Here is a 17,979-nt window from a genome sequence, read left to right on the forward strand (position 1 = left end):
AATTTGTTTTTTAGAAATTGTTTAAAGTCTAAAATAAAATTTTAATTAATAAAATTATAATTTAACAATTTTTCTATTATTTAAATTAAATAGTTTTTTTGATGATAATTATTTAATAGTTGATTTTTATAATTTTTGCTTATTTAGTCTCAATTAGATATAATTTCGAGTGAATTAAAAAAGTTTTATACGATATTTTTAAAAAAATATTTAGCCATTTAAAACAAAAATATTTAGAGTAAAAACAATGCGATCAACTAAACTCTAAGTGCATAGAAATAATACTTAATTATTGTTGTGAATAACTGCTTGTTTCGTTGTATTGGGCTCTAACAAGCAAGCATGCAAAATTAAAAAAGGACTTGTTTAAATTTAAAAACGTGGTTTTCTATCATCATCGGGAGTTTTGAATATTGAAAGCCGGAGGAGTAAACTATGACTGCAAAATCTAATTCTATATCATTGGAAAGCTATTGGATGCCGTTCACGGCAAATCGCCAATTTAAGGCAAATCCAAGAATATTGGCATCCGCCAAAGGCATGTATTATAATGATATTGATGGCAATAAGATTATTGATGGTACAGCAGGTCTGTGGTGTGTCAATGCAGGCCACGGTCGGGCTGAAATAGCAAGTGCGGTTGAGCAACAATTATTAACTCTTGATTATGCCCCTGGTTTTCAGATATCGCATCCTATTGTACATGAATTTGCTAATCGCTTAATAGACATGGCCCCTGGCGGCAAAGAATCGGGTTTAAACCATGTATTTTTTACTAATTCAGGATCTGAATCAGTTGATACAGCTTTAAAAATTGCTATTGCCTATCAACGCTCTATCGGGCAGGGTACTCGCACCCATGTTATTGGTCGGGAAAAAGGTTATCATGGTGTTGGCTTTGGCGGCATTTCCGTTGGTGGCCTAGTTAATAATCGACGTGTTTTCCCCAAAATTCCTGCAAGCCATATGCGCCATACTTTGAATATTGAAAAAAATGCATTTTCGCGGGGGCTTCCAAAGCATGGGGTGGAACTGGCGGAAGATTTGGTACGCATTATCGAGCTTAATGGTGCCGAAACTATTGCAGCAGTTATTGTTGAGCCAATGTCAGGTTCAGCAGGTGTAATTTTGCCTCCTAAAGGCTATTTAGAGCGCCTACGTGAAATAACGCAAAAACATGGCATATTGCTGATTTTTGATGAGGTTATTACTGGTTTTGGGCGTTTGGGTACACCTTTTGCCGTAGATTATTTCGGCGTTGTGCCGGATATGGTGACTTGCGCCAAGGGGCTCACCAATGGTGTTGTTCCAATGGGGGCTGTATTTGTGCAGCAAAAATTATATGATGGCATGATGAACGGTCCGGAAAGCCAAATTGAGCTTTTCCACGGCTATACCTATTCTGGTCATCCACTTGCTTGTGCGGCAGGGCTTGCCACATTAGACATCTATGCCAAAGACGATCTATTTGCTCGTACTGCAGGTCTTGCACAATATTGGCAAGATAGTGTTTTCTCGCTGCAAGACTTGCCCCATGTTATTGATATTCGAACAATTGGGCTTGTGGCCGGTATTGAACTTGCTAGCCGTGATGGCGCCCCATCTCAGCGTGGTTATGATGTTTTTGTCGATTGCTTTAATCATGGTGCATTGGTGCGCCAAACCGGTGATATTATTGCACTTTCGCCCCCTTTAATTGTAGAGAAAAGCGAAATTGATGAGATTATCAGTAAATTAGCTGATGCCATCAAACGGGTAAAATAAGCTAGGTAATTAACGCGTATCCAATGGCTATGACATCGGATACGCGTATATTTTGTAATGTGTAACAAAGTTTATAAAAAACGTAAATTTATTGTTTTGCTGTAGCAAGCGCTTCAAAAATGCGGGCTGCCATTTCAGCGCCGGGATCCTTTACATTTTCTAATTGATTAGCTGAAACATAGCTAGCACGACCAGCATGAGCCGTTAACATTTTTCCTGTTTCATCTGCGCCCTCACGCGCGGCTTTTGCAGCTTCTTGTAAGTTGCCACCCGCGATAAGCGCATTAAATGCCGGTTGTAAAGCATCAATCATGGTGCGATCACCAGACTTGGCACCGCCATATTCCATCATTTTTTGTAAGCCGATGTTAAGTGCTTCTGCCCAACCTTGCTGTTCATTATAATTATGGGCGGCACTGGTAAATAAAATGGCCAGCAAGACACCGCTAGAGCCGCCAGCACTGCGCATTAAACGCTCACCGATTTGCTTTAAAAATCGGGTTGGATTTCCTGTTGCAAGCTGATCTTTCATATCTCTAATGCTTTTTGCTGCAGTGCTTAAGGTTGAGCCTGTATCACCATCACCAATTTTGGCATCAATTTCATCAATCTCATCGGCATTTTTAATAATTGTGTCAATGATGGTTGCAAGTATTATAGCATCGTTTTCATTGCGGGTAATGGCCTGTGTTTCTTGTAGCGTTGGTTGAGGCAAGGAAATTAATGGGTGTTTAATGCTTGTATCGCGCACGATCGGCCAATCTGCAACACTCACAGCTTGGGTTAAAGCCGCTTCTTTATCATCATCCAATATTAAAATACTTATTGAAAAGCCACGCATATCAAGCGATGTCATTAATGGTGCAGGTCCTATAATATATTTCGCATGGCTATAAAGTGGCGTCTTGGCAAGCGAATTCATCATAATAGATAATTCTAATGGCGATACGCCACCAAGGGAGTTGAGCATGATAGCGATTTTATCTGTACTTGATAATTTTTCGCAAAGTTTAACTGCAGTAAGGGCAACAAGATCATCGGCGGACTGCATGGGAATGATAGCAGCTCCAGGTTCGCCATGAATGCCAAGCCCTAATTCAGCTTGATTATCATTAAAAGATTGTTCCGCTTGCTTGGCGCCTGGTATATTGCAATGATTAAGGGATAGACCAAGGGAATGGGTAGCTTAAGCAGCTTTTATTGCCATTTCATGCACTTTTTCAAGACTTGCACCTTGTTCGGCTAGTGCTCCTGCTAATTTATGCACAAAAAGCGTGCCAGCAATGCCACGCGGTTGCTTATGGTCGGGTAGGGCTATGTCATCAGCAACAATCACCATTTCAACCTTATAGCCAAGACTAATCGCTTGCTCACGCGCTAGACCAAAATTGAGGCGATCTCCCGTGTAGTTTTTAACAATAAGCAAACAACCAGCTTGTCCGCAAACACTGGTAATTGCGGCTAGAACAGCATCAACGCTCGGGGAAGCAAAAATTTCGCCACATATGGCAGCTGTTAGCATAGCTTTGCCAACAAAACCAGCATGGGCAGGTTCATGGCCTGAGCCGCCGCCAGAAATCACCGCAACTTTATCCTTTTGCCAATCAGCACGGATTACAACCTTTATTTCTGGAAAAGCATCAAGCCGCGTTAGATTTGTGCCTGCGGATGAAAGGAGTAAGCCATCTATTGCATCACTTACCAATGTTTGACGATCATTCATAAAAGATTTCATTGAACACCTTTTAAGTTAATGTGTAAATATTTATAAGAAAAAATAGTAATTATGGAGTGTAGCTTGCGGCTTTGTTAAGCCACTTCAGTTTTATTAAAAAGCAGTTAAGCACAGAAGTTTGAAAAATAAAAGTCAGTCGGCCTGTAAGCCGGGTTTTGTATGGCAAAGCTTAACGCTTTACGTGGCAGCCATTCATCTTGGACGCAATGTCGCCATGCGCCTCATGCAACCCACCCGGATGATTGGCTGGAGACAGGCCTGTGGTTAAACCACGCATCATCCCTATTCGGTCTTGCTCCCGGTGGGGTTTACCCTGCCATTATCATTACTGATAATGCGGTGAGCTCTTACCTCACCCTTTCACCCTTACCTATAAAATATAGGCGGTTTGCTTTCTGTGGCACTTTCCCTAAGGTCACCCTCGCCGGGCGTTACCCGGCACCGTGTCTCGCTGGAGCCCGGACTTTCCTCACTAGCCACCTTTCGGTATTGGACTAGCGCGGCTGCCCAGCCGACTGACTTTGCAGTGCAATAGCATGCTAGGGTCAAAAACGCTATAGCATTTTCTGCAAAAATTAAATCGACTTTCGCTTAGCGAATAATGCAGCAAAATAAAGAATTTACTGCGCGTCTTCCAATTTAATTTTTGGTTTTCGTACTTGTTCGCGATAAAACACAAATAATCCACTGCCAACAACAATGGTTGCGCCGACCAATGTCCAAAAGTCTGGAAAATCATTAAATATGATGAGACCAACAAAAATCGACCAAACAAGCTGTAAATAATTGAAAGGCTGAATAATACTAACTGGAGCCATGGTGAGCGCTTTAATCATTGCAAAGTGGCCGCTTACCGACATAAGACATAGGAGAACCAACAGCCAAACATGGTGACGATCCATATCCACCCAGAAATAATAAATGCAGCCAGTCGTGATAATAGCTCCAACAAGGCCAATATAGAAAAATGAGGTAATAGCGCTATCGCGATCACCAACCAAACGGGTTATGGTTGCATAAAGTGCAAAACAAAAAGAGCCGCTTAAGGCAAAAATAGCGCCAACGGAAAACACACCCGAACCGGGGCGAACCATGATCAATATGCCCAAAAAGCCAATAATCAAGGCAGTGATACGCCGCCAACCGACCGCTTCTTTCAAGATTAAAATTGCAAGGAGTGTGCCGAAAAGTGGATAGGCTTGAAAAAGCGCTGTGGTTTCAGCAAGCCCCATATGACGAAAAGCTAGGCCAATCAGTATAAGCTCCACCAATAGCAACACACCACGTAAAATTTGTAAGTAAATGTGACCGCTTTTACTGTTTTTGCGAAAACCGCCTTTTGATTGTTTAGCCATCAGCATGCCAACCGCCAAAAATACCCAATAGCGTACCATGACAATAAAGGTAATTGGATAGTTACTTACAAGAGTTTTGGTTATGGCATCTTGAAAAGCAAAAATAAGGGTCGCTAAAATGGCAATCAAAATACCTGGCCAATAATTAGGCTTTTGGCTTTCGCTTTCATTGGACATTTATTGCCTTCCCTTTTTTAATTATTTATAGCTTTATGCTTAGTATGCAAAATCTATGCTTATAATTCTAGTAATACTGTGCATTTAAAATCTTGCAACAGCAATACTATGGGTGTTGAAAAAATAAATCGTGATGTTTCACTACCTAGATGAAAATAACCTGTAAAGCCCTATATAAAATGCTAAAAGCACATATCTATCCAATAAGATATGTGCCTTAATATGTTGTTTTTAATAAGGTATAAACAAATATTGGCAGAGCTATTTAGCTGTTAAGCGCCAACTAGATCGAACCATGCATCCTCATCAATAACCTCAATACCAAGTTCACGTGCTTTATCAAGCTTAGAGCCAGCTTTGGGACCCGCTACGACAAGATCGGTTTTTTTAGATACTGAGCCTGCCGTTTTTGCACCAAATCGCTCTGCCATGGCTTTTGCTTCATCTCGTGACATGCGTTCAAGCGAGCCAGTGAAAACAATGGTCTTGCCAGCAACGGGCGAATGACTTGCAACCACCACTTCTTCGTCTAAAGGGGTAACTTCAGCCAAAAGCGCATGGACGGCTTCTAGGTTATGGGGCTCACTATAAAAATCAACCACAGCCTCGGCAACAATTTGGCCTATGCCTTCAATATTAATAAGTTCTTGCCACGTATCATTGCCCTTGTCGGCTTTGCTTTCTGGCATTTTGGCATCCTTAGCGGCTTTTTCAAAAGCAGCATAGGAAATATAAGCTCGTGCTAAGCGTTTGGCGTTAACCTCCCCAATATGGCGCATGCCAAGGCCAAATAAAAAGCGGCTTAGTGCAATTTCACGTCTTGCATCAATGGCATCATAAAGCTTTGCTGCAGAACGACTGCCAAACCCTTCAATATTTTCAAGCTTGGTAAGCGAATTTTCCTGCCGTTTTTTTAAGGTAAAAATATCGGCGGGAGTTTTAATGCTCAATGATGGATCTTCAGCATGAAAGAAAAATTCAACCTGCTTTTCGCCCAAACCCTCAATATCAAAAGCGTTGCGTGAGACAAAATGGCGAATGCGTTCAACCACCTGAGCAGGGCAGATAAGGCCGCCGGTGCAACGGCGCACCGCTTCTCCTTCTTCGCGCACTGCATGGCTTCCACATACAGGGCAGGTGGTAGGAAATTGATAAGGCACCGCATCACTGGGGCGTTTTTCTAAAACCACATCAACAATTTGCGGAATAACATCGCCAGCACGTTGTATGATAACTGTGTCACCAATACGAATATCGCGGCCATCACGCAATTTGCCACCATTGGAATCAATTCCAGAAATATAATCTTCATTATGAAGGGTGGCATTGGTCACCACGACACCGCCAACGGTAATTGGCTCAAGGCGCGCAACTGGTGTTAAAGCACCAGTTCTGCCGACTTGAATATCAATTCCCTTTAACAGCGTAAAGGCACGCTCGGCTGGAAATTTGTGGGCAATAGCCCAACGCGGTGAGCGAGATACAAAACCAAGGCGGCTTTGCAAGCTCAATTCATTGACCTTATAGACCACGCCATCAATATCATAATCAAGGTTTGCTCTTTGTTCCTCAATCATATGATAATGATTAATAACATCCTTGGCGCTGGTAAACAGCTTGGTGAGGGGGGTGACGACAAAACCATATTCAGCAAAGCAATCCATCATTCCCATTTGAGTTGTTGCCGGCATTTCGCTAACTTCACCCCAAGCATAGGCAAAAAATCGCAATGGCCGCTGTGCGGTTATTGAAGGATCTAGTTGGCGAAGTGCGCCAGCCGCGGCATTACGCGGATTGGCAAGGCGCTGTTTGCCTGCTTCTTCTTGACGTAGATTTAGTTTTTGAAAATCATCACGTGCCATATAGCATTCGCCGCGTACTTCAATAATATCAGGATAGTTACCTTTAAGTTGGCGAGGAATATCTTTTAATGTAAGAGCGTTAGCAGTAACATTTTCACCAATTGTACCATCGCCGCGCGTTGCGGCACTTACTAGTTTGCCTTGTTCATAGCGCAGCGATAATGATAATCCGTCAATCTTAGGTTCAGCACTAATGCCAAGTGGCGTTGTCGTATCAAGACGTAAAAAGCGATGTATGCGGTCGATAAAATCATTAACATCTTCGTCATTGAAAGCATTATCAAGTGACAGCATTGGAACATTATGGCGTAGCTTTTCAAACTTTTCTGAAACCTTGGCGCCCACTTTTAAGGACGGAGAATCTTCGCGAATTAAGGTTGGGAAACGTTGTTCAATCGCATGATTGCGTTGCCGCAATGCATCGTAATCAGCATCAGATAGGGCAGGATTATCTTCCAAATAATAGAGTTGATCGTTATGGGCCATTTCGCCAGCAAGAGCTGCCAATTCTTTTGCGGCTTGCTCTTCGCTTAAATTTTCAACAGCAATCTGTCTTAATTCATTCTCGCTCATATGTTCCATTTCCTATCGTTTTTTCGCTTGATTTTCATAACCGACTTGATGAAGCATTGCACATAATTATTTGAAAAATATTTAACACGAAGGAGTAGATGATATTATTGCGACAAAAATAAAGATCCAAAACCTAAATTATAAGCTTGCCAGCATTGTGCAAGCTTTTAAATGAATCAACAAGGCGTGATTTGTCTCTTACAATGTCGATAGGTTAAATTGATATCCTATATATTTAATGGATCGATAATATAGGAGTTTTATGTATGAAAAAATTACTTGTGGCATTATTAATATCTTTATCAAGCCTACCAACTTACGCCTATGCGCAAGACGATATTACGATCAGTAGTTTAGAAAAAAACGCCGACACAAAAGTAGAATTTCAAAAATTAATGAAAGGTCAGAATTTACCTAAATGGGTAAGTGAAGGCGGGACGGAATCTCAGGCTAAAGAAGTTATCATTGAAGGCAAAAAATATCTTGTATTGAGCGCATGCAAACCCCATGATTGTGATGCGCAGCAAATAGCTCTGCTTTATTCAACTGAAGCTAAAAAATTAGCAGGTGTTTTCTCGTCAAATGATGACAAAGATGGCAGTCAAAAACTACAATGGCTCAATATTCCTGATGAATTGTCGATTGACGGCAAAACAATTCTATTCGCAGCATTGACGGGTAGTCTTGATAACCACCCAAATAGCTTTAATTTTAAATAAGAATTGCAACGAGTGGGGAAATATATCCCCACTTAAGCTTCATCACAAATGTAGATCTTGTATAAATTTTTTTCTATCTAAAGGATGAAAGACATTGCCCAGTCGATACAGATTTGAAGTTGTTGAAATCGTAGTTCGAAACACGTCCCAAGCACCGATTGCAGAAGATCTGTTTTATAAATGCCTAATTTGTGAGGGCATGATACCATCAATGCCTGATGATAATATTCGTTGTCAATGTAGGAATGTTGTAATCGATGTTGATATGCATCGCTTATATATTGGAGATTATCAAAAATTTTCAGTTTTAAAACGAATGAAGGTATAAATCGATTAAGAGCTTTTATAGATAAATATCAACCATCTAAATCGATCTCTAATTTATCTTCTTTTAAGGTCGAGAAAAAATCAATTTTTATTAAATGATTTATTGCTTTTACAATCTCATCATAGGTTATTTCTTTTACAACAACAATATTTTTGGAATAGAAAAACACCCATATCCATGTCGTTCATTTTCAGCGTCTATATCTTGTTCTAAACGCATCTTGTCATAAAAAATTATATTATATGATTTTTTTTCAATAATGACATATAAATCAAAAAGATATCCTTTGCATTGCGTTTCATAACGTCTTCTATCGTCAAAGGTAGAAAGAAATGCTATGTCATAGCCGTTTTCACGAATAATATGCATAAAATTTCCTTTAAGAATACAAACAGTCAAATATATGTTTGCCCATTGCGATGCTAAAAAAAACGCAAATTAGTCTTTGCTGGCTAATAGCTTTTTAGCCGCAGCACGAGCCTCGCTGGTTACTTCAGCACCAGCCAGCATACGGGCAATTTCTTCTTGACGTTCTTTTTTATCCATCAAATGGATGCGTGAACTAACGCGATTGCTGTCGCCAGTTTCAGCCTTGGCAATAAGGAAATGTCCATCAGCACGCGCTGCCACTTGCGGTGCATGGGTGACCGATAAAACTTGCACATTTTGCGCAAGGCGTTTTAATCTTTGACCAATGGCATCCGCCACTGCACCGCCAACGCCAGTATCTATTTCGTCAAAAACGAGAGTAGGGGCAGAGCCGCGATCAGCGAGTGCGACTTTTAATGCTAGCAAAAAGCGAGATAATTCACCGCCTGAAGCAACTTTCATCATTGGGCCGGGTTTGGTACCGGGATTTGTTTGCACATAAAATTCTACCGTATCGATACCCTCAGCCTGCCGCTCATTCAAGTTACTGGTAAATTCAATGATAAACTTTGCACGCTCTAATTTTAAGGCTGGCAATTCTGCCATGACGGCAGCTTCAAGTTGATGGGCAGCCGCTTTGCGCTTTTGCGACAATTCTTGCGCTAAAACATCAAATGCATCACGCGCTGCCAAAGTTTCAGCTTCCATCTGCGTTAAGGTGGTTTCGCCAGCATCAAGATCGGCAAGATTTGCGTCGAGCTTGTCGCGCAGCTCGGGTAAGTTTTCTACCGCAACCGAATATTTACGTGCTGCAGCCCGCAGCGCAAACAGCCGTTCTTCCACGGCTTCTAATTCGCGCGGATCAAAATCTATAATGCGCATGGCATTTTCTACGGCATCTTGCGCAAGGCCAAGCGCATCAAGGGCTTGATCAACTTGTTGGATGATCGGCTCTACAATGTCTTGTGCTTCGCTCATCTTGCGCTCCAGACGGCGGACAAGATTGGCTAATATTGGAATGGCTGATGTTGGGCCAGATAATATTTCACCTGCTTCGTTAATATCGCTGGCAATTTTTTCGGATTTCATCATTGTGCCACGCCGCTCTGCCAAGGATTCTTCCTCGCCAAATTGCGGATCAAGCAGCGATAATTCTTCAACTGATGCGCGTAAATAATCAGCTTCTTTAGCCGCCGCCTCAACATGGGCGCGGTGGCGAGCAAGACCTTTTTCAAGGCTGCGCCAAATTTGATATTGTTGTTTTAATGCAGTAACTTCACCGCCAAGACCACCAAAGGCATTAAGCAAATCACGATGGGCATTAATGTCGATTAAAGCGCGATCGGCGTGTTGACCATGAATTTCAACTAAATGGCGTCCAATATCACGTATGAGCCCAACGCTTGCAACTTGGTCATTGATAAATACGCGTGAGCGTCCATCACTTGACTGTACGCGCCGCAATATAATATCGCCGTCATCTTCAAGACCATTTTCGCGAATTAATAAACGTGCTGGATGATTAATCGGTACATCAAAAACGGCAGTTACTTGCCCTTGTTGTGCGCCGTGGCGCACAAGCGAAGCATCTCCCCTTGCACCGAGCGCAAGGGAAAGAGAATCAAGCAAAATAGACTTACCGGCGCCTGTTTCGCCGGTAAGTACAGAAAGACCGACATCAAAATTGATGTCCAATTTTTCGATCAGAACAATGTCGCGGATCGAAAGTTGAATGAGCATGGTTTATTGTGTTCTGTTCGCTTGGTTGGCATTATTGGAAGACCCGCCCTTAAAGGCGCGGGAAATCCAAGAGCCGCTATTTTCTTGTGGTGAGTGGCCAGCCTTTTGCAAAAGCTTATAGGCATCAGCATACCATTTACTATCAGGGTAATTTTGCGCCAATACTGCCGCAGCTGTTTGCGCTTCAGGAATAATACCAAGAGCAAAATTAGCTTCAACTAGGCGATAAAGTGCTTCTTCAATCTGATTAGTGTTTGAATATTCTTGCACAACAGCTTTAAAGCGATTGATAGCTGCAAGATATTGACGGCGTTCTAGATAATAACGGCCAACTTGCATTTCCTTACCGGCAAGCTGCTCGCGCCCGAAACGAATCTTATCTTTGGCATCCGTAACATATTCAGAGTTTGGATAACGGTCGACCAGTTCTTGCATAGCAGCAACTGCGCGTTTTGTATCTTTTTGATCGCGGGTTACGTCAGGAATTTGGCGGAAATAGGCAAGACCGATAATATAATAGGCGTAAGCTGCTTCTTGAGAGGTTGGATATAGCGAGATATAACGGCGCGCCATATTAACCGCTTCATCATATTTGGATTGGCGATAATTCGTAAAAGCGCCCATAACAAGAGACTTACGTGCCCATTCAGTGTAAGGGTGTTGGCGGTCAATTGCTTCAAATTTCTTGGCGGCCTCATTAAGGCGACCTGCTTCAAGATTGGCAAGGGCTTGGTTATAAAGCACGTCTGGCGACTCAATAGTGTCAACATAAGCGTTAAGATCAAGCGCTTTGTCTTTGTCTGCACAGCCTGCTATAAGTGCCGTTGTGGCAACCATGCTGGTAATCAGTAGACCTCGGGCTAAGCTAAGTGGTTTAAATCCCCGAATACTGAAATACGATTTTAACATTGTCATGCTATCTCTGGCCCTCTTGGCACGCTGGTTGAATGAAGTGGGTATCACAGAAAAACTGCGCTAAGTCCACACCCTTTTAACCAAAACTAGTCTTTTTACCAATAGTTTAGTGATATATAAATACCACATTTTCAAATTTTTGATTTGTGTCTCAATTAAAATAGCATTTTAGCTTTTAAATCAATTCACGAATTTGATTTGTCTGAATGATTCAACAAAAAATCAAAGGCAATTCAAATCTTGTTATTCTTAATAAAGCATTTTGTAAAAAATACAAAATATTTAAGCAGCTTATAAAGGCATAACTTTTTTTAATGCTTATCGTCAATCATTCTATCTAGGCTCAATTAAGGCAATTGTTGAAAACTGGTAATTTAAATCGGGTTTTTCACAAAAATGATGTGATTTTATAAGCATCAGAGGTTGATAAAAGTGTTTTTACTGCCGCACCATTTAACGCATGGCCACCGCGCAGTGATTTAAAGCATCCAATAAAAGGCAATCCTAGCAAAGCAGTGTCGCCAATCGCGTCAAGGGCTTTGTGGCGTACAAATTCATCTTCAAATAATTTGCCTTGCGGGTTTAATATTTCTTCATCATGGCCAATGACCAATGAATTATCAAGTGATGAACCAAGGGCTAAGCCTTGCTTTTGTAAAATTTCGGCATCTTTTAGAAAGCCAAAAGTGCGGGCAGGGGCAATATTTTTATGAAAAAAATCTGCCTCAAGCGCAAACTCAATATGTTGTTTGCCTATTGCTGGTGAGGCAAAATCTATTGCAATATCAAATATTGTTGCTTCATCTGGCAAAAATTCTGCAAAACCATTGAGGCTTTCAACCCGCACGGGCTTAATGATTTTGATATATTGGCGTGGCTTATCTTGGGTTTTTAAGCCTATATCATTAATTCCGTTTGCAAATATCAAAGCACTACCATCGAGAATTGGCATTTCATCATTATCAGCTTCAATAATCAGATTATCTATTGCAAAAGCACTAATTGCCGCCATCAAATGTTCAATTGTTTCAACCTTAGCACCATCCTTATGCAATGTTGTGCATAATTGTGCAGGTCCGGCAAATTGGTGGCTGGCTTTTAGGTCAATTGGCTTATTATCATTGCTACTGCGGTTAAAAATAATGCCGTTGTCAACCGGCGCGGGCTTTAATACTATATTGCTAGGCTTGGCGCTATGCACGCCAATTCCACTAAATAAAATCGGCGCATTTATGGTTGATTGAAATGAATTCACTTAAATTGACCTATATATGTTTCAAATATTAAGACGCGTCATTTAGATAACGCAAATTTACTTATCTTTCAATTGCCAGATAATTTTTAGATAATTCTTGAGGTTTGCACGCCAATAAATTTCAGCTAAAATGATAAGAGTTGATATAAAGCGGTTGAGAAAATTTAAAAAGAAAATAAAAATACTTTAAATCAATTAAATACAAAAGATATTAAAAGGTAGCTTTATGATTAAAGATTTGATTGCTTTGGCAATGGCAGTTATATTTTTTACAATTGCTTTGGCGCATTTTTATTGGGCTTTTTTTGCAAAAATAATTTCACCGAAAGTTATTCCGCATGTTGATGGTAAGCCGGCATTTATACCGTCTAAAGCGATTACTGTATTTGTTGGTATCGTTTTTATTATTTTAACGGCTTTTGTCGCCATTATGTCATTACATTGGCAAAGTTCCTTATTAAATCCTTTTTATCAAATCGCCGGTAGTCTTTTAACATTTATTTTTTTACTAAGAGCAATTGGTGATTTCAAACTTGTTGGCTTTTTTAAAAAAATAAAAAATAGTGAGTTTGCTTTTTTTGATACACGCTATTGGTCGCCACTTTGTGCGATTTTGGCAATTTTTATGGCATATCTTACTTGGTTATAGTTTAAAGCCAATATCAATGCGGCATTATTAATGGTAATTGCCTATTGTAAAGAAGTATTAAGTGTATAATTGTTAATTAAACAAAGTTAAAACACCTTCTTCCATACGAGTTTCAACCCATTGGCGTTCTGCATCCCAATTATGGCGTTTCCAGCCTTCAAAGCCAAAACCTATAATATTTATTTGCCATTCAGCCGGCCAAAACCGCTTTAAAGTACGCCACATGCCAAGATATCCGGTGGAGGGAAATTGCTTGTAGAGACCTTCACCCTCAATACCAATATCGCGGCAAGCAGATAGGTAAAATTGCGGTGGCATAATTGTAATCGGTTTACCAGCCTCACCTAAAATTTTGATTGCTTCAGCCGTCCAATCAACTTTACGACCTTTTAACAATCGCGATGTGATTAATGGGCGTTTAAAATAACGGCGCATAATATTGGGGTGATAGACAAAAATAAGCTCTCTTGCTGCTTCAAAAAACGGTGAAACAATGAAAGCACTATCATAAAGCTTGGTTTGCATTGGCTTACCAGAATTTGCCAACATTAAACAATCAGTCTTTAGGCCTGCCCAACCGCCTAGCATACGTGGTTCGTTAAAGCGTAAAACATAATCAGCATTATTAATCTCGGCTGAAAAATCTCGTGATAAATCGCCATTTCCAACAATGAAACAGGTTTTACGATTTTCTATTGCTATTGACGAATGCATGGCCATCCTTCGCATTTCATGATCAATAATACAAAACAGCTAAAATATAGGATCATAATCAATACATCATTTCCAAAGCTGCAAGCTATCGTTTGAAGAATTCTTACAAAAATTGAGAGGATTACCTCCATAAAACTGTAAAAATAGCTCTATAAAATATAATTGAAGTGATTTACGGCATTAAAGATTAATATTTTTTTAAAAATAGCTTTTCATTAGCGTTAAAGCATGGTACGCACCGTTGTCAATTCATATCATTAGCCAAGCGTTAGCCGCATCTTTAAAAGAGTGCGGTATTTGTGCATTTAAAAGGGAATTGACAATGGCAAAAATCGTTGAAACCGCTACAGGGCTTTTAGCTCTTACATTTGATGACGTGCTTATTCAGCCAGGTCACTCAGAGGTTATGCCCGGTCAAGTCGATATTAGAACACGTATTGCCCGCGACATTGAGCTTAATTTACCACTTTTATCCGCTGCTATGGACACTGTTACGGAAGCGCGTCTTGCTATTGCAATGGCACAAGCCGGCGGTATTGGTGTTATTCACCGTAATATGACACCTGATGAACAGGCGGAACAAGTACGCCAAGTTAAAAAATTCGAATCTGGCATGGTGGTTAATCCTGTAACTATTCATCCTGATGCGCCACTTTCTGAGGCGCGACAAATCATGAAAGCTTATGGAATTTCAGGCATTCCAGTCGTGGAACATAAGGGCGAAGCCAAGGGACCAGGTCGGCTCGTCGGTATTTTGACAAATCGTGATGTGCGCTTTGCATCAAATCCTAACCAAAAAATCTATGAATTGATGACTCGCGAAAATCTCGTAACGGTGCGTGAAAATGTCACACAAGAGGAAGCCAAGCGTTTATTACATCATCATCGCATTGAAAAGCTATTGGTGGTTGATGATCAGGGCCGCTGTGTAGGTCTTGTTACGGTTAAGGATATTGAAAAATCACAGTTAAATCCCCATGCATCCAAAGATGAAAATGGCAGCTTACGTGCTGCTGCTGCATCAACAGTTGGCAAGGATGGCATGGAACGCGCTGAACGTTTGATCGATGCCGGTGTTGATATTATTGTTATTGATACCGCCCATGGTCATTCACAGCGTGTCCTTGATTCCGTTGCTGAAATTCGCAAAATGGCATCCAATACCGCAATTATTGCTGGTAATGTTGCAACAGGTGACGCAACCCGTGCTTTGATTGATGCGGGTGCCGACGCAGTTAAGGTTGGCATTGGACCTGGCTCTATCTGCACAACGCGTATTGTTGCCGGTGTTGGTGTGCCACAGCTTGCAGCGATTATGGGCGCAGTCGAAGTTGCCCATAAGGCAGGTATTCCAGTTATTGCTGATGGTGGCATTAAATATTCAGGCGATTTTGCCAAGGCAATTGCTGCCGGCGCATGTGCTGCAATGGCAGGTTCGCTGCTTGCCGGTACTGAAGAAAGCCCAGGTGAAGTTTATCTTCATCAAGGTCGCTCATTCAAGGCCTATCGTGGTATGGGTTCAGTTGGCGCGATGGCGCGTGGATCGGCAGATCGTTATTTCCAAGCTGAGGTTCGCGATGAACTCAAGCTTGTGCCAGAAGGTATCGAAGGGCAAGTTGCTTATAAGGGGCCAATTTCATCAGTCCTTCATCAGCTTGCCGGTGGTTTGCGCGCTTCCATGGGTTATGTTGGCGCCAAAACTATTCCTGAATTTCAAGAAAAAGCAACTTTTGTGCGCATTACTAATGCCGGTCTTCATGAAAGCCATACCCATAATGTGGCAATTACTCGTGAAAGCCCGAATTATCCAAGTGCAAAATAATTATTTAAAATTCGATAAAAGAGCTGGTCATGCGATCAGCTCTTTACCATTCCATTGATTTAAGTCTTATAATATTGCTTTGTTAAGACTTTTTTGAGCATTCTTGGAGCTGTGTGCGCGGCAGAGAAAAGACTGCGAGGATGGTTAATGTAAAAACAATACCAGAAGCAATAAACCGTATTAAATTCCAAAACTGCCATGGTTGTGAAAAGTTTTTCCAAATTAAGTCAGCTTTTTGGATATCTTCGGGTATTATCACAGCAGCTAAAGCTACATTCATAGGCACATTTATAAGGGCTGTTAGAATGAAGCAAAAGCAAATATAAATGATACTTGCAACTGCAACCATTAAGGCACTCTTTTTATGGCGCATATAGAATAATACAATTGCGGTACAACATAAAGCGATAGGTGTGCCAAAAAACGTCGGAGCAAATACAGCGTTGCGGACAGAACTATTCATAGCTTGCATTGCATTTATTGCAACCCGGGGATCTATTTTATCTAGTCCCCACATAGTCGAACAAAGCCAAGCATAAAAAAATCCAAATATGGCCGCACTCAACAGTAGAGAAACCATAACCATGAAAAATGCGAATTTGCGCATATTTATTCCTTTCAATAAGCCTAAACATTTATACGCCTTGTATTCCGTACAAATCTTTACGCTAAATGTAAAGGGGGCTTAACCAAATGAAAGAAACGGTACGGCGTAGCCGAGAAATTTCAATATTTGAAGCTGCCTATGAGCAATTAAAGCTGTATGGTTATGGTGGTGCATCGATGCTTCGTATTGCAAATGCTGCAAAAGCCTCCAACGAAACGCTTTATCGTTGGTTTGGCGATAAGGATGGCCTGTTTAAAGCGATGGTTAAAGAGAACGCCGCACAAACTTATCACACTTTAAAAGAAGCTGTAGATCAGCATCAAGACGCTTGGCAAGCTTTAGCAAACACAGCGCCAATTTTATTACGGATGATCTTAAGTGAAAAAGCAATATTATTAAACCGCGCAGCAGCTGCTGACCCTAGTGGTGCTTTGGGTCTAGCAATATCTACTAGTGGTCGCACCGAAATTAAAGTCTTATTAAATCAACTTATAAAACGCATCTGCACGGATGTAAGTCATAATGAGATTGAGGTAACAGATTGGTTTATAAGCTTACTTGTTGGAGAACTGCAAACACTGCGGATTATCAATCAACAAGCGGAATTATCAGATATTGAGATTGAAATAAGATGTTTGAAAACTCTTGCAGCCTTGCGTTGCTTGTTGAGTAAATAGCGGCTTAAACAACAAACACTTAAAGAAATAAAACTATCTGATTTTGGTATTTAAAATACTATAATTGTAAAAAAACCTATCTGACCAATCATGAAATCAGATAGGCCAAGTGTGAGCTTAAATTTAGCTGACGAGGATTTGAGAACTTCTTAACGCAAATGCTGTGGTGCAATTTTAGCAACATTGATGCGTTTGTGATTAACAGCCTTTGCTTCTGATTGTTCACGAACAATAGTGATTGAGATGTTTAAGCTAGCAAAAGCAGTACGGCTACCTGTTGCGCCAGCACTACCAGTTACACACCACGAGCTGCCATTGAGCTCATATGGCTATTTGCTGCAGTCAATTGGCCTTGAAAGCTTGTTGGTTGCAACCCGTCCCTTTTGGTTGCCAATAGTAATATAGCACCAAGCAGAATTACAAACACCAACATTAACTTCAGTACCCTTAGCAATTGTGCTTGTTACTGCGGCTCCTTTTGCAGAGTATTTTGTAATGATAAGGCAAGGGCTGAAAGTGTGGTTGCTTGCGCTGAAGGAGCAATGCCAATTACAGCAATGGGTAAAGTTGAAGCAGTAATGATAGTTTTGCAGAACGGTTCATGATCTTATTTTTTAAGTTTTGGAAAGAACCATCCAACTTGAAATTTGAGCTAAGCTTTTCTATTCAAGAATATGCCTTTACGCTATGTAGCTTCAAATTTTGACAAAGTTGGATG

Annotated in this window: 15 protein-coding genes, 1 other RNA gene and 1 pseudogene; 5 read left to right on the top strand and 12 right to left on the bottom strand. The window is 40.8% G+C overall.

The features are described from left to right. Positions 1–435: 435 nt before the first annotated feature. Positions 436–1,764 carry an omega-aminotransferase AptA gene (locus tag N6B01_RS02750; RefSeq protein ID WP_262079811.1) on the top strand — a complete coding sequence of 443 codons (1,329 nt, stop codon included), beginning with the start codon at positions 436–438 and terminating at the stop codon, positions 1,762–1,764. A gap of 88 nt (positions 1,765–1,852) precedes the next feature. Here the strand turns inward: N6B01_RS02750 and N6B01_RS15160 are convergent, their stop codons facing one another. From N6B01_RS15160 to ligA, 5 genes and pseudogenes are all read right to left on the bottom strand, one after another. Continuing rightward, positions 1,853–2,539 (bottom strand): dihydroxyacetone kinase subunit L, encoded by a 687-nt coding sequence (locus N6B01_RS15160; RefSeq protein WP_315973327.1) that lies wholly within the window; start codon positions 2,537–2,539, stop codon positions 1,853–1,855. 6 nt (positions 2,540–2,545) lie between these two features. Beyond that, positions 2,546–3,499, bottom strand: a pseudogene (locus N6B01_RS15165) (dihydroxyacetone kinase subunit DhaK); the annotation flags it as partial. A gap of 128 nt (positions 3,500–3,627) precedes the next feature. After that, an RNA gene (gene rnpB / locus N6B01_RS02760) (RNase P RNA component class A) lies at positions 3,628–4,018 on the bottom strand. A 101-nt stretch (positions 4,019–4,119) separates the two neighbouring features. Continuing rightward, positions 4,120–5,031, bottom strand: coding sequence for a DMT family transporter (locus N6B01_RS02765; RefSeq protein WP_262079812.1), 912 nt, complete (start codon positions 5,029–5,031; stop codon positions 4,120–4,122). Between the two features lie 272 nt (positions 5,032–5,303). Further along, positions 5,304–7,466, bottom strand: a complete 2,163-nt coding sequence (ligA, locus tag N6B01_RS02770; protein WP_262079813.1) for an NAD-dependent DNA ligase LigA — start codon at positions 7,464–7,466, stop codon at positions 5,304–5,306. Positions 7,467–7,732: 266 nt separating this feature from the next. Here ligA and ivy point away from each other — a divergent pair, with 266 nt between their 5' ends. Next, entirely contained in the window at positions 7,733–8,185 is a 453-nt protein-coding gene (gene ivy / locus N6B01_RS02775) for an Ivy family C-type lysozyme inhibitor (protein WP_262079814.1), read from the top strand. Positions 8,186–8,648: 463 nt separating this feature from the next. On the opposite strand, the gene N6B01_RS02780 is transcribed toward ivy, so the two are convergent. From N6B01_RS02780 to lpxC, 4 genes are all read right to left on the bottom strand, one after another. Beyond that, positions 8,649–8,882, bottom strand: coding sequence for a hypothetical protein (locus tag N6B01_RS02780; protein ID WP_262079815.1), 234 nt, complete (start codon positions 8,880–8,882; stop codon positions 8,649–8,651). A 69-nt stretch (positions 8,883–8,951) separates the two neighbouring features. Next, entirely contained in the window at positions 8,952–10,622 is a 1,671-nt protein-coding gene (gene recN, locus N6B01_RS02785) for a DNA repair protein RecN (RefSeq protein WP_262079816.1), read from the bottom strand. Between the two features lie 3 nt (positions 10,623–10,625). Further along, positions 10,626–11,510 (bottom strand): outer membrane protein assembly factor BamD, encoded by an 885-nt coding sequence (locus N6B01_RS02790; RefSeq protein ID WP_371739826.1) that lies wholly within the window; start codon positions 11,508–11,510, stop codon positions 10,626–10,628. Positions 11,511–11,925: 415 nt separating this feature from the next. Next, positions 11,926–12,792 carry a UDP-3-O-acyl-N-acetylglucosamine deacetylase gene (gene lpxC / locus N6B01_RS02795; protein WP_262079817.1) on the bottom strand — a complete coding sequence of 289 codons (867 nt, stop codon included), beginning with the start codon at positions 12,790–12,792 and terminating at the stop codon, positions 11,926–11,928. Between the two features lie 226 nt (positions 12,793–13,018). Here lpxC and N6B01_RS02800 point away from each other — a divergent pair, with 226 nt between their 5' ends. Continuing rightward, positions 13,019–13,441, top strand: a complete 423-nt coding sequence (locus N6B01_RS02800) for a DUF3995 domain-containing protein (RefSeq protein ID WP_262079818.1) — start codon at positions 13,019–13,021, stop codon at positions 13,439–13,441. Between the two features lie 72 nt (positions 13,442–13,513). On the opposite strand, the gene N6B01_RS02805 is transcribed toward N6B01_RS02800, so the two are convergent. Then, entirely contained in the window at positions 13,514–14,155 is a 642-nt protein-coding gene (locus N6B01_RS02805; protein WP_246708122.1) for a glycosyltransferase family 29 protein, read from the bottom strand. A 322-nt stretch (positions 14,156–14,477) separates the two neighbouring features. On the opposite strand from N6B01_RS02805, the gene guaB reads away from it, so the two are divergent. After that, the gene (gene guaB, locus N6B01_RS02810; protein WP_262079819.1) at positions 14,478–15,977 is read left to right on the top strand and encodes an IMP dehydrogenase; all 1,500 of its coding nucleotides are present in this window, start codon (positions 14,478–14,480) and stop codon (positions 15,975–15,977) included. Between the two features lie 82 nt (positions 15,978–16,059). Here the strand turns inward: guaB and N6B01_RS02815 are convergent, their stop codons facing one another. Further along, the gene (locus tag N6B01_RS02815; RefSeq protein WP_182418818.1) at positions 16,060–16,584 is read right to left on the bottom strand and encodes an anthrone oxygenase family protein; all 525 of its coding nucleotides are present in this window, start codon (positions 16,582–16,584) and stop codon (positions 16,060–16,062) included. A gap of 86 nt (positions 16,585–16,670) precedes the next feature. On the opposite strand from N6B01_RS02815, the gene N6B01_RS02820 reads away from it, so the two are divergent. Next, positions 16,671–17,261 (top strand): TetR/AcrR family transcriptional regulator, encoded by a 591-nt coding sequence (locus N6B01_RS02820; protein WP_182418819.1) that lies wholly within the window; start codon positions 16,671–16,673, stop codon positions 17,259–17,261. 295 nt (positions 17,262–17,556) lie between these two features. On the opposite strand, the gene N6B01_RS02825 is transcribed toward N6B01_RS02820, so the two are convergent. After that, the gene (locus tag N6B01_RS02825) at positions 17,557–17,694 is read right to left on the bottom strand and encodes a hypothetical protein (protein WP_262079820.1); all 138 of its coding nucleotides are present in this window, start codon (positions 17,692–17,694) and stop codon (positions 17,557–17,559) included. Positions 17,695–17,979 lie beyond the last annotated feature (285 nt).

It is taken from the genome of Bartonella sp. HY406 (assembly GCF_025449315.1).
Classification (GTDB): domain Bacteria; phylum Pseudomonadota; class Alphaproteobacteria; order Rhizobiales; family Rhizobiaceae; genus HY038.